Below are 24,004 nucleotides of genomic sequence, written 5' to 3'. Positions count from 1 at the left end.
ATATGAGAAGCACTTCCTATTTATAACCTAATAATTCTTTTATTTTTTCAACTATCAAAAAAGAATATGATATATTTGTGTCTTCTGTAGGATAGTCCCCATTATTTGTAGCTAAATCTACAAGACATAATGGCGGAAATAAGACACACCACCAATTGTCGCCTTCCCCTTCACCTAAAACAATATACACAGCTTCATATTTTCCAGCAGGATATAGTTTATTATTATAAACTTTCTTTGGAAAATAAGTTACTCCATAATCAACATAGTAATTAGTATCCACTTCATTCTCACTAAGGACGTTTGCAACTGTAGACTTAATTTCTTCTAAATTGTCATAGATAACAAGACGCGCTTCATATGGGTCATTAATATCTTTGACTAAAGGAGAAATCGTCTGAATAACTTCATCTCTAACCTTTAATTTAATTTCTTGATCAAATGAATCATTACTATTAGCAATTATGCGTAACCGAATAGCTTCCTCTGGTATATTTGAACTTTTAGATTGAGCAAAATTAATTTTATCGTTCATGCTAATAATTATCCCAAACAATAAAACTAACAATGTGATTCCGCGACGCATATAGTCACCTACCTTTCATACTCATTATGAAATAAAGTAGGTGAAAATATTCAATTATTCTTCAATCATTGTTAACCAATTTAAAATATCATGATAAACTTCATTCTTATTTGTTTCATTTAGTATTTCATGGCGAGCGCCACTATATAATTTAAATTCTACACGAGATAGATGATTTCTTAAAACACGATATAATGCTTTGATCCCTTCACCATAATTTCCCACGGGATCTTGATCTCCTGAAACGATTAAGATAGGTAATTGAGGATTTATTTTTTCCATATTTTTGGTTTTACTTAATTGTAGTAACCCTCCAAAGAAGTCATAATAAAATCGAGATGTACAAGTATATCCACAATTTTCATCGGAAACGTAAAGATCTACCATCTTTTCATCACGACTTAACCAATCATAAGCAGTACGATTAGGAACAAAATGTTTATTAAAACTACCAAATGATAATTTTTCTAGAAACTTAGCCTCTTTTCTTTCCCCTTTAAATATACAAGCTAATTTACTCATCAAACGACCTGCTTTTAAGGACTTGGTACCATAGTTACTACCACTTAAGACAACACCATCTGCTTTATCATATAATTGAATGTATCGCTGTGTCACAAAAGAACCCATACTATGTCCAAGTAAATATATTTTTTCATTAGGGTATTTCTCTTTAATATAAGAAACAACGACATTCATATCATAAACCATCTTATTAAAACCATCAATTCCTAAATAACCTTTATTTTCATTCATTAAAATAGATTGACCATGACCACGATGATCATAAGTGTATACAGAATATCCGTTTTTATTTAAAAATAAAGCAAAATCTTCATATCGATTACTATGTTCACACATCCCATGGATACACAATACGATTCCTTTCATTTTATCAATTACATAATCATTCACATATAGTTGAAGATCATCCGCACCTATCAACTTAAAACTCATACTATCTCTCCTTTTTATTTATTATTCCTATTTTAGCATACAAACATCACCTGATTCAAATTAATAAACAGAAAAAAAAACAAATACCTTAGTGATATTTGTTTTTTTAACATCTATTTATTTAATACTTGTTGAATCATTTCCTTTTCTATTGATCCTTCACGTATAATTTTTATTTCATCATTTAAAATCGTGACAACAGTTGAAGGTATCTGAATATCCGTTTTCCCCCCATCAATAATAATATCTATATTATCGCCTAGTCGCTTAATGACATCACTAGCATCATTTAGACTCTTATTACCAGATAGATTAGCACTTGTTGTTGCCAAGGGTCCAACTTTTTCAAGGATTTCTAATGCAATCTTATGATTAGGTATTCTAACACCAATTGTTGGAAGGTTACTTGTTACAAAATCAGGTACTTCCTCTTTTTTTGGTAGTATCACCGTTAAAGCACCGGGCATAAAATGATTAATTAATAACTCCATTTGCGGAGGGATTTCTTTTACCACTTGTAAAATCTGTTGTTTATTTGCACATAAAACAGCTAAGGGCTTATGGCCTGGTCTGTGTTTTGTTTGATATATTTTATTAATTGCTTCGATGCTAAATAAATTAGCACCTATTCCATAGACTGTATCCGTTGGAAACGCAATAATATCAGTATTTTTATAATTTAATAATGCCTCTTTAAGTATATTAGTTTGATATACTTTAGCCATAAAATCACCTTATAAGTTATTTTTTTATTAAAGATTTACCAGTCATCTCTTTTGGTTGACCTACACCTAACACTTCTAACATCGTAGGTGCGATATCTCCTAAATTACCACCTTCACGAATTTCTATTCCCTTTTCAGTAATAATTAAAGGTACTGGGTTTGTTGTATGAGCAGTGAAAGCTTTACCATCTTCAGCAATTAGTTTTTCAGCATTTCCATGGTCAGCAGTAACAATCGCTACGCCACTTTTTTCAACAATTTTATTAACAACTTTACCTAAACAGGTATCAACAGCTTCAACTGCTTTGACCGCTGCAGGAATAACTCCTGTATGACCAACCATATCACAGTTAGCATAATTTAAAATGACCATATTTAAGTCATCTCTATCTAATTCTTTTAATACCGCATCTGTCACTTCAAATGCACTCATCTCTGGTTTTAAATCAAAAGTCGCTACTGCAGGAGAATCAATTAGGACTCTTTTAGATCCTGGAATTTCTTTATCGATACCTCCATCAAAAAAGAATGTAACGTGTGCATATTTTTGAGTTTCTGCGATTCTTAATTGTTTTAATCCTATATGAGATACATAATCTCCTAATGTGTTATGTAAATCTTGTAGTCCAAATGCAACTTCACCTTTTACACTTTCAGCATAATGCATCATACAAACAAAACATACATTACGAGGACCTTTTGAAGCATCAAGCACTGCTTTACCAGCTTTGGCATATTTCGCTACATTATCTGGATTAGAAACAGCAGTTGCGATTTGAATTGCACGGTCTGGGCGGAAATTAGCAAAAATAACCGCATCATGTTCATTAATCATTCCTTCTTCTTTAACCACAAAAGGAACAACAAATTCATCCACAATACCTTTTTCATAAGAAGTTTCAATTCCTTCTTTGGCGCTATTAAATTTAAGTCCTTGAGCTAAAGTCATCGCATCATAGGCAAGTTGTGTTCTTTCATAGTCTTTATCACGGTCCATCGCGTAATAACGACCTGAAACCGTTGCGATTTCACCTAAACCAATTTCTTTCATTGCCTTTTCTAATGATTCAACATATCCAATTGCTGATTTAGGTGGTACATCTCTACCATCCAAAAATGCATGAACATAAACTTTTTCTATATTTTGTTGCTTTGCCATTTCAATTAAAGCAATTATATGATTAATATGTGAATGTACTCCACCATCTGATAATAAACCAAAAATATGTAATTTTGATTGATGTTCTTTTACATAATCAGTGGCTTTTAAAAATTCTTTATTATTAAAGAAACTTTTCTCTTTTATTGACTTATTTATTCTTGTTAATGATTGATACACGATTCTTCCTGCACCAATATTTAAGTGACCAACTTCACTATTTCCCATTTGTCCTTCTGGTAATCCAACTGCCTCACCACTAGCATTTAAAGTTGAATGAGGATAGTCAGCAATTAGTCGATCAAAATTAGGTTTTTTCGCTAAATCTATCGCGTTTCCTTCATATTTAGGTCCATATGCAAATCCATCTAAAATAATGAGTGCTACTAAATTATTATTCATTTTAAACAAACCTCCTTATTACAGTTAATAGTATACATTTATAACTTGCTTTTTACAAGATAAAAGCCTATTTTATCATTATGTAAACGTTATATTTCTCGTATAGTTATATTGTTTATTTTTTTTTAATTTACATACACTATATAATGTTTATACAAGAATCAATCTTATAAAACATTTAAAATATTTCTTAATCATAAATAGATTATACACGAAGGGAGTTACCTTTAAAATCATGAATAAAACCAATAGAAATCAAACTAGTAAATTAAATCAATTATTAAATATTTTAAAACCAAAAATTAAAACGAAGCAAGTTTATAATTATACCGTTCCTGACTTATGGAATGCATGGGATTATGATGAAAAGAAAATAACCAAAACACCTTGGGGTGAACTAATTGTCAATCCTTATCACTTTTATCATGAAGTCATTAAATCTTATATTTTACCTAAAGCTAAAAAAAATATTGATTACAGTCAACCAATTCATCAAATATTTCCAATTGAACATTCCAAGGATTATTCCTATCTTGGGGGAGATTGGATAAAAAAAAGTGTTGTTTATTCTATGATGATTCGTGCATCTACTTCTTGGGATCATGACAGAAGTGGTCAATTAGATCATAGTAATCTCTATCAATTAAAAGAAACTGGAACATTTATTAAAACATTAGTATTACTTCCATTACTAAAAAAAATGGGGGTTGATGTAGTTTACATGTTACCAATCTCTAAATTTTCCTTAAAAGATAAAAAGGGAGAACTCGGTTCTCCTTATGGTGTTTCTAATCTATTTGAGTTAGATCCTAATTTAAAAGACCCAATTAGTGGAGATAACTTTACTGTTGATGATGAATTTCAAGCATTTGTCGAAGCCTGTCATATACTAGACATGAAAGTAATGATTGATATCATCCCCCGTACAAATGCGGTTGAAAATGATTTAATTTTAGATCACCCAGAATGGTTTTATTGGATTAAATGTGAAGAATACAATGACTATTTTCCACCTTCGGTCCCTTCATTAGGACCTATTTTATCTCCAAAACCACAATTTTTAGAACAAGTTTATCAATCACACCATGTATGGAAACACATTCGAAAATTTAGTTTTGATCCAAAAACACTAGACTCTGAAAAATATGAACTAATTGTAGAGGAATACAGACATAACCCAAATCAATCATTTCTAGAGTTAATTAAAAAGTCATATGGAATTCAAATTGCACCAGCTTTTTCTGATCACATTAATGACCCACAACCACCTTGGACGGATGTGACTTTCTTTAGAATGTATTTAGATCATCCAGTATTAACCCATAAAGAGTTAAAAAAACATGTTGGTGATGAAGTTATTCCACCTTATATATTGTTTGATACCATAAAAAATAACTATTATCAGGGTAATCAGCCTAATATAGAACTTTGGGAAACTCTGTCAAATGTGATTCCTTATTATCAAAGCAAATTTGGAATTGATGGCGCTAGAATTGATATGGGACATGCCTTGTCAAATGACTTATTAGATATGATTCTATCTAAAGCACGTCAAATTGATCCTAATTTTTGTTTTATCGCAGAAGAACTAGAATCATCTAACGCCCAAAAAGCACGTGAATCAGGTTATAATATGATTATTGGACCTGGTTTTACAGAGGAACCAAGATTTCAGGATCGTCGATTACATGCTTTTTTATACGATGTACACCATCTATCATGCCCTCTTTTTGCTTGTGGTGAGACACATGATACACCACGCCTAGCAGCTCGCAAAGGAGGACGTAATGCAGCGAAAATGTTAACCATATTAAATATGTTTGTCCCTAATGCTATTCCATTTATTAATTCTGGACAAGAAGTATATGAACTACAACCAATGAATATTGGTCTAGATGCTAGACCTAATGAAAGATATCTTTTAGATCAAAATGATCCTTTTTATGGTAAACTAGCTTTATTTGATAAATATGCTTTTCATTACTTAAATCATATGCGTTGGGATATCGCTGATAACTTAGATATTGTTTCAAGGATTAGGAAACAATATATTGATACAATGGTCGATTTAAACAATTATTATCCGATTGGTTTTGAACATATGAGCATCAATTGTATTGGTTTTGGTTATGTAGAACCACATAAAATAGATCAACAAAACAATAACATCCTACTTATTTTCGCTAATACTGACCCTTACCATGATACCTATTGCCAGGCAAACCTGTATCAAATAAGAGAAGCAGCAAAAAATTATACCAGAAAAGCAAACCAACTCTATTCCCAATATGAACCGGCAAGAGATTTATATGATTTTGATTATAATTTAAACTTAAACCTATACTTAAAACCATCAGAAGTTAAAATTATTAAAATATAGATATTAGAAAAGCTCACTTTGTTTTTAATACAAAACTATATAAAACTGGGATAGACTATAATTTAATAATAAAATTTTTATTGCATTTAATTTCTGATTATAATTGATTTATTTGTATGAGTATTTACATTAACTCATTTAGTTCTTCATTATAAACTAAAATTCCACTATCATTATTAAACCCTTTCTTTTCTACTTCAAATTTCATTTTTTTCTTCCAATTCATGTTTAAGAAATGCATTTTCAAATCTCAACTCGATATTTTCAGTATAAATTACCTTTGCTCGTTCGTAAATTTTCCCTGATATACGCCAACGTGTATAATTCCATAACATTCCTAAACAAAACGACAATACAGCAACAACGATAATGATTAATCTATCCATCAATCTCACCTAGATATGATTTTAATTTTAGAATTACATCAGTATGTTGTTGTATCATTTTCATATCATCTCACTTTCTAAACCAATCAGAATAAGAAGTATCAATAGCACCTAAGTTTGTGTAAATTACTATCAATACCATTAACGCAAAAAAAATCATGTATATAAATGACAATTATTAAATACTTCATATATTTATTTTCTCATAAAACATTTCATGATTATGTCGTTTCTTGTCTTCCAATTCTTGATGAGTTTTATCTTACCATGGTGAAGTACCATCAGCACTATTATAAATATAAACACATGCTAGGATAAAATTCAGATATAATATTTATGCTTTTAATATCTATTATATTATGCCTATCTATGGTATTAATAAATATAAATTCATATTATTAAATTATTCTTTATATTTCAGGATTTATTATTAATAATCTATGGCTTATATCAAGAAAAGTACTCATAATTACTAATATATTAGTAGTAATTAAATATTTGATATTTATCATATTAACCCTATTACTAATAATTTTTATTTTTAATTATTCTATAGATAATGATTATTTAAGACGCCTAAGTTGCATTTAAATCTATTAAGTATTCCTTCACAAACATTTCTTGTTTAGTTTAGCCCTAGCATTCAGCTCCTATAATGAAAAAAGTATCCATATAATAAACTGTACCCTATGTCAAGGACATATTGAAAAAAAGAATATATTATATTATGCTGCTTTAAGCTGATTCCTGAATTCAATAGGAGTCAGCTTATTTAGTTTCCACTGATATCTTTGGTGATTGTAATAGTACATATAATCATCTATTTTTAGTTCTACATCTTTTAATGTTTTACATTCTGAAAAGTCTATATAGTCTTTCATATGGCCAAAGAACGATTCTATAGGTGCATTATCCCAACAGTTACCTCTACGAGACATTGATTGAAGTAAGTTTCTTGACCTCACTTCTTTTGAGAATTTAGGACTTGTATAATGACTTCCTTGGTCCGAATGTATAATGGCATTTTCGGGTAAGTTTATATTGTCTAATTCTTTAACTGTATCCAATACAAAGTCAATTTTAAGATTATTTGATACCTTATAAGCAACTAATTCTTTCGTACTACCATCTAATATGGTAGATAAATATGCGAATCTATTATTATACCTTATATACGTAATATCAGTCAGTAACACCTTATATGGAGACTGCTGATCAAAGTTTCTATTTAAATGATTCTTGTGTACTCTATGGTTTTGATCTGCTTTTAACATCTGCTTATAAGGATCCTGTCTACGTATTTTACATACTAGACCATATTTACTCATAATTCTTCTAATGGACTTCAAATTCATGTTTTCCTTTAAATGCATCTTAATTTGTTTAGCACCATACTTTTTCTTTCCAACCTCAAATACTTCCTTGATGAGTTTAAATCTTTTCTTATCATTTTGTTCCTTTTTCATTCTATTCTTCTTTGATTTTTCTGAATGGTAGTTATAGTAACCACTTCTTGATACTTCTGCCACACTACATAAATAATCTTGTATTCCTGGTCTTCTAGATTTATGGATGACTTTTTGATCATCTCAAATTTATCACTTTTTCTTATTTCTTTCCCATTCCTCCTTTCGCTTTCGTCGAGCTTTTTTAACATATCATTTTCCATTTCTATTAAAGCAATTTTAGCCTTTAATTTCTCAATCTCTTGTTCTTCGGTTTGAATTTCATGCTTATATCTTCCTCGATTATCTTTACGGGAATCATCAAGTGAAACAACGCCTCCGTCATTATAAAGTCTCTTCCATCTAGTTGCACATTGTTCTATTCGTTTCATCCCTATAATATCAACATCAAAACCATGTTCAATAAATATTTGACGTGGTAATTTTCCGCCTCTATATTCATGCATAAAGTCAATCTTGAATTCAAGGGTATAAGTAATAGATTTACTTGACACACGCTTAACATTTGGATTATTTTTTATTAGTTCAATTTCTGTTTCATTAAATACATTAATGCTCATATCCTCTTCTCCTTAATACACACTAAAATTATTATAACATACAAAAATACAGATACTTTTTTAAATATTTAATTATTTATTTATTCATATGGTAACATTGTGTGATCAGTGTATTCGAAATGATCATTTCTCAACCAATCAGAATAGATAGGATAATCAATAATTACTCCATCCCATTTTGTTATTTCTATATCGGTTCTTGAACCCTGTTTATATAAATGACCATCTTCATCATGTTCATAATTGTTGTAAGTATATATTCTAATATGTACTTTCCCATCATTATTTTCTCTAGCAAAATAATGGACTTGATCTATTATTGAAGTATGCCTGCTTCCATCCATTCTAAAAAGATTTTGGATAGTTGCAAGCATTGTTACTTGTAAATCTCTGGCAAAGTTTATTGCACTTCTATAATCATCAAAATAAAAATCTTCAACTATTCCAGTCGTAACAGATTCTCCAGTATCATGATGCTTCCAATGATTATCTTCAAATTTATATGATATCATCTTATTCTTTGGTTTATATGCCAATTCATCTTTATGAATTATTTGGCTGTCATCATAATTTAATGCTATCTCTGGTTCATATATTAAGTCAGTAATCAATATGTTGTAATTAGCTGATCTAATTGTTTTATCATGATGTTTTACTTCTAGTATATATTCCACATTACTCAAATGCTCCTGATTACTCAATAAACCAAAGATATCTTCAATGCTGATATTCTTCCCATTTTCATCTTTCTTTTCTATATCATATGAAAAAGAAACTGGTCTAAATAGACTATCAAGTAATCTTATATCATATTTAGGAGTATGAACAAATTTTAATAACTTGCTTGTTGGTATACTAATTTTATAGTAATCCACATCTCCAGGATAATCTATTGTTCCAGAAAGTGAATAATCTTTATAACTATGATTTGTGTAGTATTTTACACCATCATTTTTTCTAAAATGAACTTGTTGATATGTTTCTTCTTCAAATTCATTGTAATCTATAGTTCCTGGATGATCCTTAGTAGATGTATCATTTTCATTTTCCCCAATTATATCCGCATCACCAATACTCTCACTACTTCCCCTTGTAATGGTGTATTCTTGATCTTTTGATTGTAATGTGAAAAACAAAATAAAAGCACTAAATAGAAACATTAGCATTTTTTTCATAATAAAATCCTCCTATTCGTTTACAAATTGATTGTATCACTTACCATAATTTACCCTTGTCGAATATTGTCGACAAATGTATTTTCATTATTATGTCAACAATAATACACCACCTTGCTACTACACCTGTATAGGTCACGTGTGGTGTAAAGAGTTATACTCATCTTGATGTTCAGAAATGACAGTTGGCATAATACCAACTCCTTTATAATTTTATAGACATACTTCTTTTTTTTGCGACAAATAAATAGTATAATGAAATTATCAAATATATTTAAGAAAGTGGAGTGAGAACGATGAGTGAAAAGGAAATGACCAAATTAGAAGCGACAGTTGAAATTGTAAAGGCACATTTGTCTTCTATTAGTGATGGAGCAGGAAGAATTTATTTAGAAACTCCTCAAAAACTTGCTGATTTTACAGAAGTTATTTTCAAAAAAATAGTTGAATTAGAATATAACCATATTAAGGGTAATTATATTCCTAAAAAGTAGTCAACATTAACAGTCCAGTAAAACCTGGACTGTTTTACTTTTGAAATTTGTTCCACTCTTCGATTAGTTCCTGAGGGATAATAAATATAGCTTTAATCGTACATTATGGAAATAAATATTTACTTTCATTTGTACCACTAATTTTACGATGCATAAGGTAATACACACATTTGGTTCTAATAGGTTTAAATGAATATAAAGAAAATACAAAAGAAAAAATGGATAAAATATTTGTAGTGTCTAAATAGTGCCTAAACACAAAAAGGACTCGGAAAATTCCGAGTTCTCTTTGTATAAATAAATAGTTGGGTAGTGTCAAATAAATTATGAAAACACATAAAAACTCTATAATCAAAAATAAAAAGAACTGAATTTGTAGTGTGTTGGACTACAATACTCAGTTTAATCGTACTATGCATTTTATGTAAATAAAAAAAAGCATATTCAAATACGCTTAAATAGAGATACTCCTTAGTTAAGAATTAGTTTATATAAGAGTAACTCATATCTATTAGAGAAAGCCATTTGCTTGGCATATGAGGTAAATCATCAAATTCTTCTAACTTAACAGGCGGATTATAACCTAACGATTTATGTGGTCTTAGAAAGTTAAAAAACGTTGTAAACAAGACCATATAAGCATTAGCGCTCTTGATATTACCAAATCCGTTCATTTGGATATAATCGTCTTTGAAAGTTCTATTTAACCGCTCAGTTACTTGTTTAAATGGACGATAATCCTTGTCTGTTTCCGTGTTATTAGTGAGTCCTATAACTTGAAATAAATCGAAATTTATGTTCATGCTTTTAAAGTATGACCATGCAACGTTGTAAATAGGATTACCATCCACAACTACTTTCAAATTCTTAGGTAGTTCAGTGTATTTTTTGAATGTTTGATATAGTGAAACGACTGCTGAAAAAGTATCACGTTTACTAAAAACTTGATAAGAAGTAATAATCTTTTTAATTTTATCTGAGAAGAAGAAGATATAATGCTTCTTCCCCTTAACCTATAAATGATAAGATAGATATGTACAGAAGTGATCACTTTAAAATGTACAGTTAATATAGTATAATTTCATAGTTAATCAATGGGAGGACAACTTATGATACTAAACTATGAAATAGATACTAATATAGAAATACAGAAATTAAATGATTTGAAGGTATTAAAGAATTTAATGGAAACAACAAACTTAAAGGTAAATAAAAGTCGATTAGCAAGAGAGTTAAATGTTGATAGAAGAACGATAAGTAAGTACATTAATGGTTATGAGAAGTCTAAAAATAGAAAACGATCAAGTATAGTAGATGATTATTACTACTTAATTAAAGATTTACTCAATGATAAAATAAAAGTTTTTGAATATAAAAAAGTGCTTTGGCAGTATCTTAGTGATAATTATGGACTAAAATGTGCTGAATCATCATTTAGGCGATATATAAGTAAAACACCAGAATTTCAAGAGTACTTTGATCAAAAGAAAAAAGTGCTATCAAAGCACCTTCAGTTATACGTTATGAAACAGATAAAGGTCAACAAGCACAGCTAGATTGGAAAGAATCAATGAATTTCGTGCTTGATACAGGAGAAGTCATCACAATCAATATATTCGTTTTATTACTGAGTTACTCAAGGTTTAGAGTTTATAGATTATCATTAACTAAATCTCAAGACATACTGTTTAACTTCATAGACGAAGCATTTCAAGCATTTGGTGGTGTACCTCATGAAATACTAACTGATAATATGAAAACAGTAATGGATGTACCAAGAACTGAATATTCAAAAGGAAAAGTAAATAATAAATTTCAACAATTCGCTAATGATTATGGATTTGAAGTTAAACCCTGTATCGCAGGCAGACCAAATACAAAAGCAAAGGTTGAATCCCCTATGAAAATTTTAGATGAATTAAAAGCATATAGTGGTGATTTAAATTATGAACAATTAGTGAAAAAGGTACAAGAAATAAACAACAGAGAAAACAGTAGGTTACATAGAGCTTATGATATGATTCCACTATTTGGCCTACAAAATGAAAAAGATTTCTTACAGTCCCCTCCACGAGACACGATAAGAAATCTATACTTGATTAAAACCATAACAGCGAAAGTAAACTCATCATCAATGATTAGTTATAAGGGTAATCAATATTCAGTACCACCTAAATATATGAACCGTACACTTCAACTGCAGGTATATGATAATCAAATTCACATATATTCTAACACAAATTTGGTGACAATACACTCGTTAAGTAGTAAAAAGTTGAATTATTTAGAGGAGCACTATATACAGATTGCCAGAATGACTCTATCTTTTGATGATGAAGATATTCAAAAATTCGCAAAAGAAAATCTTAATAAGATAGGAGAACGTTATAAATAATGACAACAGCACACGAGCAATTAATCGCAAATTTAGAATATTTAAAATTAAAAGAAATGAAAAATCATTTAGACGATACTATTAACTTTATTAATAAAAATAATCTATCTTTCGTTGATGGGCTTATTAAATTAACAACATATGAAATTGATTATAAAGAGGCTAGTATGATCAAAGCTATGGTTAAAGTAGGGGCATTCCCCCATTACAAAGAATTGAAGGATTTTGACTTCTCTTTCCAAGAAAATATAAACAAAGAACAAATATTAGATTTTGAGAGTCATCGATTCATCCATCAATGCGAGAACATCGTTTTTATGGGAACGAGTGGTGTTGGTAAAACCCACTTATCTACATCAATAGGTATATCCGCTGCGAAGAAGCGTATATCAACTTACTTTATAAAATGTCATGATTTGATAGCCCAGTTAAAGAAAGCTAAGTTAGAAAATCGCTTAAACGATAGACTCAAGCATTTTACCAAGTACAAATTATTGATTATTGATGAACTAGGCTATTTACCTATCGACAAAGAAGATTCTAAATTGTTCTTTCAGCTAATAGATAGACGATATGAAAAACGAAGTACGATAATTACAACCAACATTAACTTTTCTAATTGGGATGATATTTTTAAAGACCCTGTAATAGCTAACGCTATCCTTGATCGAGTTCTTCATCATGCTCATGTAGTTAACATTACAGGTAAATCTTATCGACTTAAAAATTACTTTATCGAAGAAAATTAAAAATGTACATTATTAAATGATCAAAAATGTACATTATTATCTTGACATTTATATAACCCTAACATATGTTTCATCCCCACAAAGGTCAGATGATAAATCATATGGGTAATTTTCAAGTAAGGGACGAATCATTGTAGAAACACTCTTTGCATAATTCATCACGGTTTGATGGGAAATCTTAACTTGGTGAATATCATACATGATAGCTGCAGTTTTCCTACTCGACAAACCGTAGTTAACGTAATACGTTAAGATTAAGCCTAGAGTATGCTTAGAATGTCTGATATTGGCTAAATCAACCTTCATATTTAAATTTGATATAGAGTCACGTTCTAGGGAATCAAAGTAAATATCGAAAGCACGATAAATATAATGAAGTTTAAATTTACCTGGTTTCTTTTTGAATTGTTTTAATTGATCTGGTGTTAATTTCTTTAATTTATCTAAATAGAAGGAACAATTCTTATGTCTACATTTATAAATAATATAACTATTACGGTCTTTAATTCTTTCAAGGTTCTTTGAACAATGAGGACATTTTAAAATAATCTTTTCAAGAAAATCATTATTCAAGGTAAATGTATGACTACATACCTTACAAAGTAACTGTTTTGATTTAATATTATTTTCATATATGTAATCATGAGGAGCACCACAAATAGGGCAATTTCCTTTGAAATCAAGTTTTGATGGATTTCTTCTAGAAACAGGTTTTAATTGCTTATTGTACTTTAAAAAATACACATTAAACAATTCTTGATAATCTAGCTTTTCAACCTTCTGAATAATAGGTTCACCATCAACAGTGAACTTCCTAAAAGGTTCATAATAAGTGCCAGATGACTTAGAACTATGTGTAGAAATAATGTGCGAATCTAGAAAAAGAATAAATTTATAAAGTAGTTTGTTTAAATACTTTAAAAATACTGAAAGAACTGATATAATTTTAACCATGATAGATACCCCCTGTATGGTTGGTTGTGGTGACTTAATTATATCAGGGGTATCTATCTTTTTGTATTTATATGATAAAAAAATATAACGAGCAACCTCCAAAATACAGGGGGGGATTCTCATTATAGAATAAAAACAAAATATATATAAGGTTTTGTATTGGTTTTAAGAAAAACTTTTACACTACCAATAGTTGATTAGGGGGGTAAATATGTTATGTTTATTTATGTTGAGTATATCCATAATTTTCCATATATAATATTGTATTGATATATATAAGATAATTAGAATTGTTGGGTAAAATAGTATCCTTTAGTATTACTCAATATTTTCAAATATGATATTAAAGATGTTGTACAAATGTTGTACCAAATTAATTTTTAGGCTATTTTTATCCATGATGTTGTACAAAATGAAAAAAGCAAGTTATTTCTTGCTCTTCAGTGTTATTTCATTGGTGTTAATATTACTTCATAAACAATCTCTGTTTTTCCTGCACCACACGTCGCCAAGAATGAAAACTTAAAAAGAGTGAGATAACTTTTTCTCACTCTTTATTATTTTTGTTAAAATGCTTCTTTGAATACTTCTATGGTATAGACGAGGGTGACAATAGGTGTATGGAAAAAGGACGTGAGCAGAATTTAACTTCCTTTTTTCTAATGACAATAAATTATAATAACAACTCCGAAAAGAAACAGATTACTCCAAGAATCATCTAGCCTATTATATTACTTTAGCATTTCATTCCATTTATCAGGAATAAATAATATTAATAACGACGAAAACAAATATTCCAAATATTATAAAAGGTATTAAGTAAAGTATTTTTATTTTCTTAAACCACACTGTAATTAAATTAACGACACTAATATTTAAAGTACATCCCATAAATAAGGCATTATTAAGTCTGTCAGAATATTCATTAAATATATTATAAATCATTAAACATATTGTTAAAAAAATAATGAATGCATTAATAATTATAAATTTATTTTGGCTAATTTCTTTCTTAATCATTGTAGTAATAAATAAGAGCATAAATAAAATTAGACTAAAGATAGGTATTAATTGCATAATTTCTCCCTCCTAATATTCATCTATTATTGTTCCATAATCATAATAATAGATATCGCTATAATAATATGTTTTTTGGTCCCATGGGCCAATAGTCATTTGATAATTACTTACTGAACCATTTTTTAATCTTAAGGCTATATATATACCTTCACTATCCACTTCATCTATTTGTTGATTTGCATAGTTGATAGCTATTTCTATTGTTTCATTATCGACGTAATTATAGGTATCTATAAGAAAACCTGCCGGACCTAATACCGGATATTTTATACCCGCAATAAATGTAAAAAAACCAATAGCATAAATTTCAGTTTGGTTGCTAGAAGATAATGAGTTAATAAACAGTTTGGCTTTATCCTTCGTGGTAAAATAACCTATTTTATATCCCTGATATCCATCAATATATCCGGGATAAGAATATACAACACTATTAGAAAAAGATTTGCTATTAAGTTCGATAGTTTGCATACCAATATCATAGTCTTTAGTAATACTATAGGTTCCTATAGTTGAACCTTTAATTTTAATAGTATAATGTCCTCCTTCTTTAAAGGCAAAAAAAGCCGAATTAGTTAATTGATAATTAGCACTACCATAATAAGTATATAACGAATTACTATACTTTATATCTTTATCATTACATATTATTGATATATCAGCATTTAAAATACCAGTTACCTTATATCCCCATACTCCACTTTCATTCGCTGTAAATGTATAATAATCAACATCTCCAACATAATCGATAGATGATGATATATTAACATTTGAATTAATTGGTTCAGGATGGTTTTCATTATTTAAATCATCAACAAGCGTCATTGAGAAATTGTATGTATTGTATGGTGTATTATAATCTCCATTGTTTATTTGTATATAATATAGTTTATTTTTTTCAATTCTAAAATTATTAATATCAAAAGAACATGATTCACAAGGAGTTGTATCATGATTCGATATTAATTCTTCCTTGTTTTCATTATATATTCTTGCAACTATTGAATATTTATTATTGGATGATGAAAAATGAAAATTCATATATCCACTTACATTAGAAGAAAACTTAAAATAATCAAAATCATCTTTATAATCTATAATATCTGATCTACTATATGATTCTTTAAAATCAAAATGTGTAGGTATAGTTACTGCAGAATTAAAATAATTATTTTCGTCACTAGTTCCTCCACCTCCGCCATTATCATTACCAATATCCCCAATACTGCCGTTTGGCATATCAACATTTAGTGGATCGTTATTAATTTCATTCGCATGTACTTTTTCATTAATAAAAATTGATAAAGAAATGGAAAAAATGCATAAAAATATAATCTTCTTAAAATATTTCATTAAAAACTTCTCCTTTTTCTTAAAAATTTTATGCAATTTTAATTTTACCATAATTAACCATTGTTTTATAGAGTTTTTAATAAATATTCATATAAGTTAACAAAAGATTTATATGAAAATATGATAGGGGTTATTTGTTTTTAACTTTGTAATGTATTTTTATTAACTACAAGAAAACTTATTCTTTTCCTCTAGCAGTTATCTTTAAGTTAATAATTGAAGAAGAAATTAATAACAGAAAAAGAGCGAGACTACTATTTCTCGCTTTTTATTATATTTATAAATTTGCTCATACTACTCATTATATAATTATAGAAAGGAGAATAAAATGAACTGGTTACAAAAAATACTAAAAGAGAAGAATATTTCAGTTGATAAACTAAAAAAAACAACTGGTTTAGACTGGAAGAAAGTTATAGATAATGACATTACAATTGGTGATTTGACGATAGATTATGGATATCATTTAATCCATACTTTGAATTTAGATTTAAGAAAGTTATATTTAAAATATAAAAAAGAGTAAGTCTTTATTAAACTGTACCCTATGTCAAGGACATATTGAAAAAAAGAATATATTATATTATGCTGCTTTAAGCTGATTCCTGAATTCAATAGGAGTCAGCTTATTTAGTTTCCACTGATATCTTTGGTGATTGTAATAGTACATATAATCATCTATTTTTAGTTCTACATCTTTTAATGTTTTACATTCTGAAAAGTCTATATAGTCTTTCATATGGCCAAAGAACGATTCTATAGGTGCATTATCCCAACAGTTACCTCTACGAGACATTGATTGAAGTAAGTTTCTTGACCTCACTTCTTTTGAGAATTTAGGACTTGTATAATGACTTCCTTGGTCCGAATGTATAATGGCATTTTCAGGTAAGTTTATATTGTCTAATTCTTTAACTGTATCCAATACAAAGTCAATTTTAAGATTATTTGATACCTTATAAGCAACTAATTCTTTCGTACTACCATCTAATATGGTAGATAAATATGCGAATCTATTATTATACCTTATATACGTAATATCAGTCAGTAACACCTTATATGGAGACTGCTGATCAAAGTTTCTATTTAAATGATTCTTGTGTACTCTATGGTTTTGATCTGCTTTTAACATCTGCTTATAAGGATCCTGTCTACGTATTTTACATACTAGACCATATTTACTCATAATTCTTCTAATGGACTTCAAATTCATGTTTTCCTTTAAATGCATCTTAATTTGTTTAGCACCATACTTTTTCTTTCCAACCTCAAATACTTCCTTGATGAGTTTAAATCTTTTCTTATCATTTTGTTCCTTTTTCATTCTATTCTTCTTTGATTTTTCTGAATGGTAGTTATAGTAACCACTTCTTGATACTTCTGCCACACTACATAAATAATCTTGTATTCCTGGTCTTCTAGATTTATGGATGACTTTTTGATCATCTCAAATTTATCACTTTTTCTTATTTCTTTCCCATTCCTCCTTTCGCTTTCGTCGAGCTTTTTTAACATATCATTTTCCATTTCTATTAAAGCAATTTTAGCCTTTAATTTCTCAATCTCTTGTTCTTCGGTTTGAATTTCATGCTTATATCTTCCTCGATTATCTTTACGGGAATCATCAAGTGAAACAACGCCTCCGTCATTATAAAGTCTCTTCCATCTAGTTGCACATTGTTCTATTCGTTTCATCCCTATAATATCAACATCAAAACCATGTTCAATAAATATTTGACGTGGTAATTTTCCGCCTCTATATTCATGCATAAAGTCAATCTTGAATTCAAGGGTATAAGTAATAGATTTACTTGACACACGCTTAACATTTGGATTATTTTTTATTAGTTCAATTTCTGTTTCATTAAATACATTAATGCTCATATCCTCTTCTCCTTAATACACACTAAAATTATTATAACATACAAAAATACCCTATAGAGGGAACACTTTCTTTTTCAAAGTGTCCACACTATAGGGTATATTTTATTATCGACTTACTCTTTGTATTTTTTCGCCCCCTCTCCTCAGGAGAAAAGTCATAATTTATTTAAATATATATAAAAAAATAAAAACTCTAGATAAAAATCTAATTAAAATGGTAAATATATTTATATAAAAATATAAAAAAATTATCTAAAAAGATAATAAAATACTTGAAAAAGTTTCAAAATAATATTAATATAGTATTGTAGTACATTTTGGTACATTAAAGTGTATTGTAAAACATTTTTGTACTACATATGATAATAACTTCATATAATGTATTGTACAAATACTTGTGGATATAGGTTCCCCCTATATTTCACGCATTTATTTACTGTAACCATTCGCCTGCAAGCTTAATGGTTACTTTTTTTCTTTTTTAATATTAATACTATCAACGCCAAATAATAAATTATCTGTACCGTCACTCTAATGTTTTCAATGAAGTTTTTATACATTAAATATTACCTCCCCTCGTTGAAAAATTTAATATATCCAATAGGGGAAGCCTAATACTAAAACCACAAGTATCTGTACGTTTTTTATTATATACTAAATATTATCTGAAAACAACACCAAACAGAACTAATTTTTTTTGTAAACATACCATAACACTACTACTTTTCTAAATTAGCCTGTTACCCAATAAAAAAATACCCAGGGAATTAACCCTAGGTATTATCTTTATATACAATCTCTTCTAACTTCTGTATCTTATAGTATAGTTCTGCAAACAGATCAGGTCTAATCTCCATCATATCAGCTGATATATCTAATGACTTGTTTATGTATAGATAACCAGCTGGTGAGTACTTTGCAAGTTCTACCAAGTCTTTATCATAATGATGAACAGTAAAGTATAAACGACCTTTCTTCATCACTTCACGAGGTATTGCAATACTATATCTATTATTATTAATGCGATCTAATTTATAAGGTTTAACAGTATCTCCATTAACAAACAAAATCAGCAGCTTGTTATCTGCAGGAATTATTCTATCAAATATAAATGTCATTGAGGTAGACATATTTTCCAACTCATTTAATATAGTTTCCTTAGTTGATGGATCCAAAGTCAATGTTCCTTTTTTAGTAATAACTTTATATAATAGTTGTTTCATTTGTATCACCAGCTTTCTTTTTAGCTTTCCAAGAAACATATCGCTCAATATATTTAATCCGGTAATCTAGATTATACAGAACAACTTCATTGACATATACTTTAGCATATGATTTCCCATTCATAAAATTAGAAATTAATGAGACCAATTTAGACGCTATCGTCAATAATAACACCGGGCTAAAATCCTTAACATCCATAACAAAAGAGGATATGAAAATAGGAAGCGATATAGACAATAGAAACTTAGGTAATATATCTTTAGATACTTTATTAAATCCTGATTCTAAACGTTCTACTTCGTCTCCTGAACGGAATCCAGATATAATCTGAGACATTTTAATATAATAGTATTTGATTTTAATAGAATCAATGTATTTATCTATATACTCTTTTGTTATCATAGATTGTAACTTTTGGATTGCTGCATCTCGTTTTTGAGATGCTTTTTTATTTTCTAGTTTTCTAAGTTTTCGATTGATGTAGTTCTTCCAGGATGTTATTTTTCTGCTCAAGTTATCTTGAACAATAAAATCTTTAAAATCAACATCAATATCATTAGCAATTGCCTGTCTAATTTCTTTTCTGTCATCTAATATACGTCTATCTGTTTCCTTTAATTTATCTACATCATAAAAAGTGGATGATAATAAAACTAAAAGATTTGCTATCGCTACTGTTAAAATGTTTGACCAGTATTCTGAAGAACCAATCCTATCTAATGAAAATTGAGCTGTAACTAAATCTATTAACACAACCATTGATAATGAAATAAAATACATGAAGAAGAAAGGAAGGCATTTCCATTTATTCATTAACTATTCACCTTCCTTTGTTCTTTTGCTAATCGTAAATACTTATAATGTTGCACCTGGAATACAACCGCAACTAGATTTGATACAAAAGACCATAATACTATAAATTGAAAGTTTTGCATCTGTACTTCAGCAAACTGCAATGCAAAAAATAAGAGAAGAATAGGGAACACTCTCATAGACTCTCTAGCGAATACTTTAGCGTTCCCATCATCCATGTTTTCAATCATGTCTTTTAATTGGCCACGAAAATAAAATAGTATAACTATGGCCATAATGATTCCCATTCCGGTAGTTTTGTACTGGCTTTTTGCAACCACTAGGGCATACTTTTCAGAGACTAATATAATTGGTATACCGATTGCGAAACACGTGTATATCCAATAGAATATGAACCTCAAGGTGTTATATTTTTTCATACAATCACCTACTCATCCTCTTTAAGTTCTTTTCTATATTTATCCATTATGCTTTTGGTTTCTATTTTAACTTCTTCCACATTCTCTACAGCTGTATCAACAATTTCTTTAGCTTGATCAACAGTACTTTCAATAAGTTGTTTTGATTTGTTTGTTAAGTCAATTGCATTGTTCTTTATGTCATTATACAAATTAATGATATCAGTCTTTGTACCATCTTTGATATTTGTGTTCAATGAGAATAACATTATCATTTGATTGACGTTCTGCAAAGCTCGATTGTTTTTAACCTGGTTTTCAATTAACATATCCATTTTCTCTTCAGGTACTTTTTGTTTATCATTTGCAAGTAATTTTCTTGCTTTTTTCTTTAACCAGGATATTACCCAAATGAAGATAATAATAATTAACAGATTTAATATTTGAACAGTGTTAGACACTGCATCACTATTGTTATACCACTTTTGAAATTCGTGTAATACATCCATTATTCTATCACGCCTTTCTTCTCTAATCGTTCAATTCTGTCATTTAACAGAACATTAACTCGTTTTAAGTCTTTAATTTCATTAAACAAGTACTGGATGATATCCGGATACTTATGATCACGAAAAAACAAAACAAATGATCATAGAAGAACTTGGACCTGGTGTTTCTATCCACTTTGAAGATGCTACAAATGTTACCCCTGAACAATTAAAAGTAATTAAAGCAGTATTACAAGCTATGGATGATGAAGATTAAAATTTAATGAAACAAGACAACCATTAAGTTCAACCCACGATATTTTCAAACAGCACATATATTACAACCCTACTATTCAACAAGAGTTATACAATTTAATAAGGGACAACACGAGACATTTTAATTAAATTATCGTGGTAAATTTTGATTTGTTACAAATAACGCGTAATAAATAAACGTACTATTAAATTAAGAACTATAGGGGAGAGATTATATGTGTTATGTACCAACGAACTGGGAAATATTAATATCAAACATCTTGATTGATAAAGGGATTAAATCAGTATTCAAGTTAAACATCTATGATTTATCAAATGCATTCAACATCATAGTTAGATATTGTGATGCAGGTAATATTTTATTAACTAACAAAAATAAAGCAGCCATAATATTGAATAAACACAAATCTGGTAAAGAACAATACCTTAGTTTTTTGCACGAACTAAGTCATTACATCCAGGAGCATGTATCTTATCAGTATTTAAATGAACATCAATGGAAATACTTTGAGCTAAAAGCAAATGGACTAATGCAGTACTTGGCGATGCCATATTTTTTGATGGATAGAATAATGGATTTGAATACAGTTGATGCTGTAGTTAATTATTTTTATGTAACAGAAGAATTAGCACAAAAGAGGCTTGAGGGGATAAAAAGCAAAACGGAGGTGCTTTTGTGGCAACAATCAAAACAAGGGAACGTGCAAAAGGTAAAATATCTTTTTTAGTCTATTATAGAGATCAAGAAGGAGACCAACACATTAAAGCTTTCACATCAAAAAATTCTACTAAATCTGCAATTCGTGATGCAAATAAAGCTGCAGAAAAATTTGCAGCTAAAATAGAAGCAGAAAAAGCCCTAGGTATTCTTGAGATTGAAACGAATCAAACCTTTAAAGAATACTCAGAGCAGTTTATGGAAATTCACTTACACAATAAAAGACCTAACACGGTTGATAACTATACAAAATATTTAGGCTATATTAACCAAAAGTTTGGAACTAAGAAACTACCTGAAATAACTGCAACAGAACTGGACAATTATTTTCTATCATTAAAAAAGAGAGGTTTAAAAATATCATCCCTAAAACTATATAGAGATATTTTAAATCTAGTACTTAAATCAGCTAAGAAAAAGCATTTAATAAAATATAACCCAATGCTTGAATTAGATTTTGATTTTAAGGATACAAGAAAAAAAGAAGTTAAATCTGTTGATGAAGATACACTCAGAACTATATTGAATTCATTTCAAATGGATTATTATATTCATTTATTATTATTAGGAATAATGACCGGAATGAGGCTGGGTGAATTATGCTCACTCACATGGGACAGAGTTGATTTTAATAAAAAAATCATCGAAGTTAGAACTAGTGTTGATACAAAAGGCAGGTTAGGCCCAACTAAAACAAATTCAGGAATGAGAGATATTTATATGTATGATAATCTATTATTCTTGATGTTTAGAATACAATCACATATTGAAACATGTAAAGAAAAATTAGGAAATACCTATCAAAATCATAATCTAGTTATATGTAAGTATGATGATAAACCATTAAAAACAGGCCAAGTATCCAAAACAATGTATGAAAAATCAATAACTTATGGAGTGCATTTTACAATGCATAAGCTGAGACACACATTTGGTACTCATCTTAAAACAGCAAATGTAAAAGATGTACAAAATTTACTAGGACATGCTAAAGCAGATATGACTGTTAATACGTATCAAGATTTTATTGAATTAGATAAAAAAACAGTTAATCTATTAAATACAACCATTGATCCATCAAAATACTTAAGTTAAACATGTTGTACAATTGTTGTACATCTCTCAATTTTAGTACAATTTTATATAGTTTGTTGTACAAACAAAACAAAAAGTGTTCGCTATTTCTAACGAACACTTTCTGTATAAATAAATAGTTGATTAGGGGGGTAAATATGTTATGTGAGTTTTGGGGGGATATATTAAATTATAAAGGGTAGGTTTGCACATTTCGTGCATTAATATTGTGAGTCAAATATGTTAATATTATGCAAAAAAAATTATAATTTTTTAATAGATTTCGCTAAATTCAATTTAAGTGTTGATAT

At 28.9% G+C, this 24,004-nt stretch carries 24 protein-coding genes and 1 pseudogene; 7 read left to right on the top strand and 18 right to left on the bottom strand.

From position 1 onward, the window contains the following. Positions 1–16 precede the first annotated feature (16 nt). The 4 genes from spoIIR to gpmI form a co-directional block, all read right to left on the bottom strand. Positions 17–586, bottom strand: coding sequence for a stage II sporulation protein R (spoIIR, locus tag KHQ81_15040; GenBank protein ID QVK18119.1), 570 nt, complete (start codon positions 584–586; stop codon positions 17–19). Positions 587–640: 54 nt separating this feature from the next. Further along, positions 641–1,543: a lysophospholipase gene (locus KHQ81_15035; protein QVK18118.1), complete on the bottom strand. Its 903-nt coding sequence runs from the start codon at positions 1,541–1,543 to the stop codon at positions 641–643. A gap of 113 nt (positions 1,544–1,656) precedes the next feature. Then, on the bottom strand, positions 1,657–2,268 hold the full coding sequence (locus KHQ81_15030) for a threonylcarbamoyl-AMP synthase (GenBank protein QVK18117.1): 612 nt from the start codon (positions 2,266–2,268) through the stop codon (positions 1,657–1,659). 16 nt (positions 2,269–2,284) lie between these two features. After that, complete coding sequence (gene gpmI / locus KHQ81_15025; protein QVK18116.1) at positions 2,285–3,829, bottom strand: 2,3-bisphosphoglycerate-independent phosphoglycerate mutase; 1,545 nt, start codon at positions 3,827–3,829, stop codon at positions 2,285–2,287. A 235-nt stretch (positions 3,830–4,064) separates the two neighbouring features. On the opposite strand from gpmI, the gene KHQ81_15020 reads away from it, so the two are divergent. Beyond that, a complete protein-coding gene (locus KHQ81_15020; protein ID QVK18115.1) occupies positions 4,065–6,209 on the top strand; it encodes an alpha-amylase in 2,145 nt (714 codons plus the stop codon). A 197-nt stretch (positions 6,210–6,406) separates the two neighbouring features. Here the strand turns inward: KHQ81_15020 and KHQ81_15015 are convergent, their stop codons facing one another. The 4 genes from KHQ81_15015 to KHQ81_15000 all read right to left on the bottom strand — a co-directional run bounded on the left by KHQ81_15015 (position 6,407) and on the right by KHQ81_15000 (position 9,796). Further along, the gene (locus tag KHQ81_15015; GenBank protein QVK18114.1) at positions 6,407–6,595 is read right to left on the bottom strand and encodes a hypothetical protein; all 189 of its coding nucleotides are present in this window, start codon (positions 6,593–6,595) and stop codon (positions 6,407–6,409) included. 725 nt (positions 6,596–7,320) lie between these two features. Next, the gene (locus tag KHQ81_15010; GenBank protein ID QVK18113.1) at positions 7,321–8,124 is read right to left on the bottom strand and encodes an IS3 family transposase; all 804 of its coding nucleotides are present in this window, start codon (positions 8,122–8,124) and stop codon (positions 7,321–7,323) included. Beyond that, positions 8,058–8,621: a hypothetical protein gene (locus tag KHQ81_15005; GenBank protein ID QVK18112.1), complete on the bottom strand. Its 564-nt coding sequence runs from the start codon at positions 8,619–8,621 to the stop codon at positions 8,058–8,060. Before KHQ81_15005 ends, KHQ81_15010 begins: the two co-directional genes overlap by 67 nt. A gap of 80 nt (positions 8,622–8,701) precedes the next feature. After that, positions 8,702–9,796, bottom strand: a complete 1,095-nt coding sequence (locus tag KHQ81_15000) for a hypothetical protein (GenBank protein ID QVK18111.1) — start codon at positions 9,794–9,796, stop codon at positions 8,702–8,704. Positions 9,797–10,092: 296 nt separating this feature from the next. On the opposite strand from KHQ81_15000, the gene KHQ81_14995 reads away from it, so the two are divergent. Beyond that, entirely contained in the window at positions 10,093–10,290 is a 198-nt protein-coding gene (locus KHQ81_14995) for a hypothetical protein (GenBank protein QVK18110.1), read from the top strand. A gap of 482 nt (positions 10,291–10,772) precedes the next feature. Here KHQ81_14995 and KHQ81_14990 read toward each other — a convergent pair whose 3' ends face one another. Then, positions 10,773–11,282, bottom strand: a complete 510-nt coding sequence (locus KHQ81_14990; protein QVK19662.1) for a DDE-type integrase/transposase/recombinase — start codon at positions 11,280–11,282, stop codon at positions 10,773–10,775. 117 nt (positions 11,283–11,399) lie between these two features. On the opposite strand from KHQ81_14990, the pseudogene istA reads away from it, so the two are divergent. Further along, positions 11,400–12,685 (top strand): annotated as a pseudogene (gene istA / locus KHQ81_14985) (IS21 family transposase). Further along, on the top strand, positions 12,685–13,434 hold the full coding sequence (gene istB, locus KHQ81_14980; GenBank protein QVK18109.1) for an IS21-like element helper ATPase IstB: 750 nt from the start codon (positions 12,685–12,687) through the stop codon (positions 13,432–13,434). The pseudogene istA and the gene istB overlap by 1 nt, the downstream one beginning before the upstream one ends. A 48-nt stretch (positions 13,435–13,482) precedes the next feature. Here istB and KHQ81_14975 read toward each other — a convergent pair whose 3' ends face one another. From KHQ81_14975 to KHQ81_14965, 3 genes are all read right to left on the bottom strand, one after another. Next, complete coding sequence (locus KHQ81_14975) at positions 13,483–14,388, bottom strand: hypothetical protein (protein QVK18108.1); 906 nt, start codon at positions 14,386–14,388, stop codon at positions 13,483–13,485. A 756-nt stretch (positions 14,389–15,144) separates the two neighbouring features. After that, positions 15,145–15,465, bottom strand: a complete 321-nt coding sequence (locus tag KHQ81_14970; GenBank protein QVK18107.1) for a hypothetical protein — start codon at positions 15,463–15,465, stop codon at positions 15,145–15,147. Positions 15,466–15,477: 12 nt separating this feature from the next. Then, positions 15,478–16,818 carry a hypothetical protein gene (locus KHQ81_14965; protein QVK18106.1) on the bottom strand — a complete coding sequence of 447 codons (1,341 nt, stop codon included), beginning with the start codon at positions 16,816–16,818 and terminating at the stop codon, positions 15,478–15,480. A 328-nt stretch (positions 16,819–17,146) separates the two neighbouring features. Between KHQ81_14965 and KHQ81_14960 the strand changes: the two genes are divergently transcribed. Next, on the top strand, positions 17,147–17,344 hold the full coding sequence (locus KHQ81_14960; GenBank protein ID QVK18105.1) for a hypothetical protein: 198 nt from the start codon (positions 17,147–17,149) through the stop codon (positions 17,342–17,344). A gap of 57 nt (positions 17,345–17,401) precedes the next feature. Here KHQ81_14960 and KHQ81_14955 read toward each other — a convergent pair whose 3' ends face one another. The 6 genes from KHQ81_14955 to KHQ81_14930 all read right to left on the bottom strand — a co-directional run bounded on the left by KHQ81_14955 (position 17,402) and on the right by KHQ81_14930 (position 21,646). Beyond that, positions 17,402–18,205 carry an IS3 family transposase gene (locus KHQ81_14955; protein QVK18104.1) on the bottom strand — a complete coding sequence of 268 codons (804 nt, stop codon included), beginning with the start codon at positions 18,203–18,205 and terminating at the stop codon, positions 17,402–17,404. Continuing rightward, positions 18,139–18,702, bottom strand: a complete 564-nt coding sequence (locus tag KHQ81_14950; protein QVK18103.1) for a hypothetical protein — start codon at positions 18,700–18,702, stop codon at positions 18,139–18,141. The genes KHQ81_14955 and KHQ81_14950 overlap by 67 nt, the downstream gene beginning before the upstream one ends. A 773-nt stretch (positions 18,703–19,475) precedes the next feature. Beyond that, on the bottom strand, positions 19,476–19,925 hold the full coding sequence (locus KHQ81_14945) for a hypothetical protein (protein ID QVK18102.1): 450 nt from the start codon (positions 19,923–19,925) through the stop codon (positions 19,476–19,478). Further along, entirely contained in the window at positions 19,906–20,739 is an 834-nt protein-coding gene (locus tag KHQ81_14940; protein QVK18101.1) for a hypothetical protein, read from the bottom strand. Before KHQ81_14940 ends, KHQ81_14945 begins: the two co-directional genes overlap by 20 nt. Then, on the bottom strand, positions 20,739–21,014 hold the full coding sequence (locus tag KHQ81_14935; protein ID QVK18100.1) for a hypothetical protein: 276 nt from the start codon (positions 21,012–21,014) through the stop codon (positions 20,739–20,741). The genes KHQ81_14940 and KHQ81_14935 overlap by 1 nt, the downstream gene beginning before the upstream one ends. Positions 21,015–21,166: 152 nt before the next feature. After that, complete coding sequence (locus KHQ81_14930) at positions 21,167–21,646, bottom strand: hypothetical protein (GenBank protein ID QVK18099.1); 480 nt, start codon at positions 21,644–21,646, stop codon at positions 21,167–21,169. Between the two features lie 470 nt (positions 21,647–22,116). On the opposite strand from KHQ81_14930, the gene KHQ81_14925 reads away from it, so the two are divergent. Then, positions 22,117–22,629, top strand: a complete 513-nt coding sequence (locus KHQ81_14925; protein ID QVK18098.1) for an ImmA/IrrE family metallo-endopeptidase — start codon at positions 22,117–22,119, stop codon at positions 22,627–22,629. Continuing rightward, positions 22,578–23,714, top strand: coding sequence for a site-specific integrase (locus tag KHQ81_14920; GenBank protein QVK18097.1), 1,137 nt, complete (start codon positions 22,578–22,580; stop codon positions 23,712–23,714). The genes KHQ81_14925 and KHQ81_14920 overlap by 52 nt, the downstream gene beginning before the upstream one ends. Positions 23,715–24,004 lie beyond the last annotated feature (290 nt).

Source organism: Mycoplasmatota bacterium (assembly GCA_018394295.1).
Lineage (GTDB): Bacteria > Bacillota_I > Bacilli_A > Haloplasmatales > Haloplasmataceae > JAENYC01.
Note: the sequence above shows the minus strand (reverse complement) of the source record. Positions and strands in the feature narration are given on the sequence as shown.

Coding starts and splice junctions, on each gene's coding strand:
- KHQ81_15035 (QVK18118.1), bottom strand. CDS start 1,543: ATGAGTTTTAAGTTGATAGGTGCGGATGATCTTCAACTATATGTGAAT.
- istB (QVK18109.1), top strand. CDS start 12,685: ATGACAACAGCACACGAGCAATTAATCGCAAATTTAGAATATTTAAAA.
- KHQ81_14965 (QVK18106.1), bottom strand. CDS start 16,818: ATGAAATATTTTAAGAAGATTATATTTTTATGCATTTTTTCCATTTCT.
- KHQ81_15015 (QVK18114.1), bottom strand. CDS start 6,595: ATGGATAGATTAATCATTATCGTTGTTGCTGTATTGTCGTTTTGTTTA.
- KHQ81_14945 (QVK18102.1), bottom strand. CDS start 19,925: ATGAAACAACTATTATATAAAGTTATTACTAAAAAAGGAACATTGACT.
- KHQ81_14995 (QVK18110.1), top strand. CDS start 10,093: ATGAGTGAAAAGGAAATGACCAAATTAGAAGCGACAGTTGAAATTGTA.
- gpmI (QVK18116.1), bottom strand. CDS start 3,829: ATGAATAATAATTTAGTAGCACTCATTATTTTAGATGGATTTGCATAT.
- KHQ81_14970 (QVK18107.1), bottom strand. CDS start 15,465: ATGCAATTAATACCTATCTTTAGTCTAATTTTATTTATGCTCTTATTT.
- KHQ81_15000 (QVK18111.1), bottom strand. CDS start 9,796: ATGAAAAAAATGCTAATGTTTCTATTTAGTGCTTTTATTTTGTTTTTC.
- spoIIR (QVK18119.1), bottom strand. CDS start 586: ATGCGTCGCGGAATCACATTGTTAGTTTTATTGTTTGGGATAATTATT.
- KHQ81_14950 (QVK18103.1), bottom strand. CDS start 18,702: ATGAGCATTAATGTATTTAATGAAACAGAAATTGAACTAATAAAAAAT.
- KHQ81_14935 (QVK18100.1), bottom strand. CDS start 21,014: ATGGCCATAGTTATACTATTTTATTTTCGTGGCCAATTAAAAGACATG.
- KHQ81_14975 (QVK18108.1), bottom strand. CDS start 14,388: ATGGTTAAAATTATATCAGTTCTTTCAGTATTTTTAAAGTATTTAAAC.
- KHQ81_14925 (QVK18098.1), top strand. CDS start 22,117: ATGTGTTATGTACCAACGAACTGGGAAATATTAATATCAAACATCTTG.
- KHQ81_15030 (QVK18117.1), bottom strand. CDS start 2,268: ATGGCTAAAGTATATCAAACTAATATACTTAAAGAGGCATTATTAAAT.
- KHQ81_14940 (QVK18101.1), bottom strand. CDS start 20,739: ATGAATAAATGGAAATGCCTTCCTTTCTTCTTCATGTATTTTATTTCA.
- KHQ81_14960 (QVK18105.1), top strand. CDS start 17,147: ATGAACTGGTTACAAAAAATACTAAAAGAGAAGAATATTTCAGTTGAT.
- KHQ81_15005 (QVK18112.1), bottom strand. CDS start 8,621: ATGAGCATTAATGTATTTAATGAAACAGAAATTGAACTAATAAAAAAT.
- KHQ81_15020 (QVK18115.1), top strand. CDS start 4,065: ATGAATAAAACCAATAGAAATCAAACTAGTAAATTAAATCAATTATTA.
- KHQ81_14930 (QVK18099.1), bottom strand. CDS start 21,646: ATGGATGTATTACACGAATTTCAAAAGTGGTATAACAATAGTGATGCA.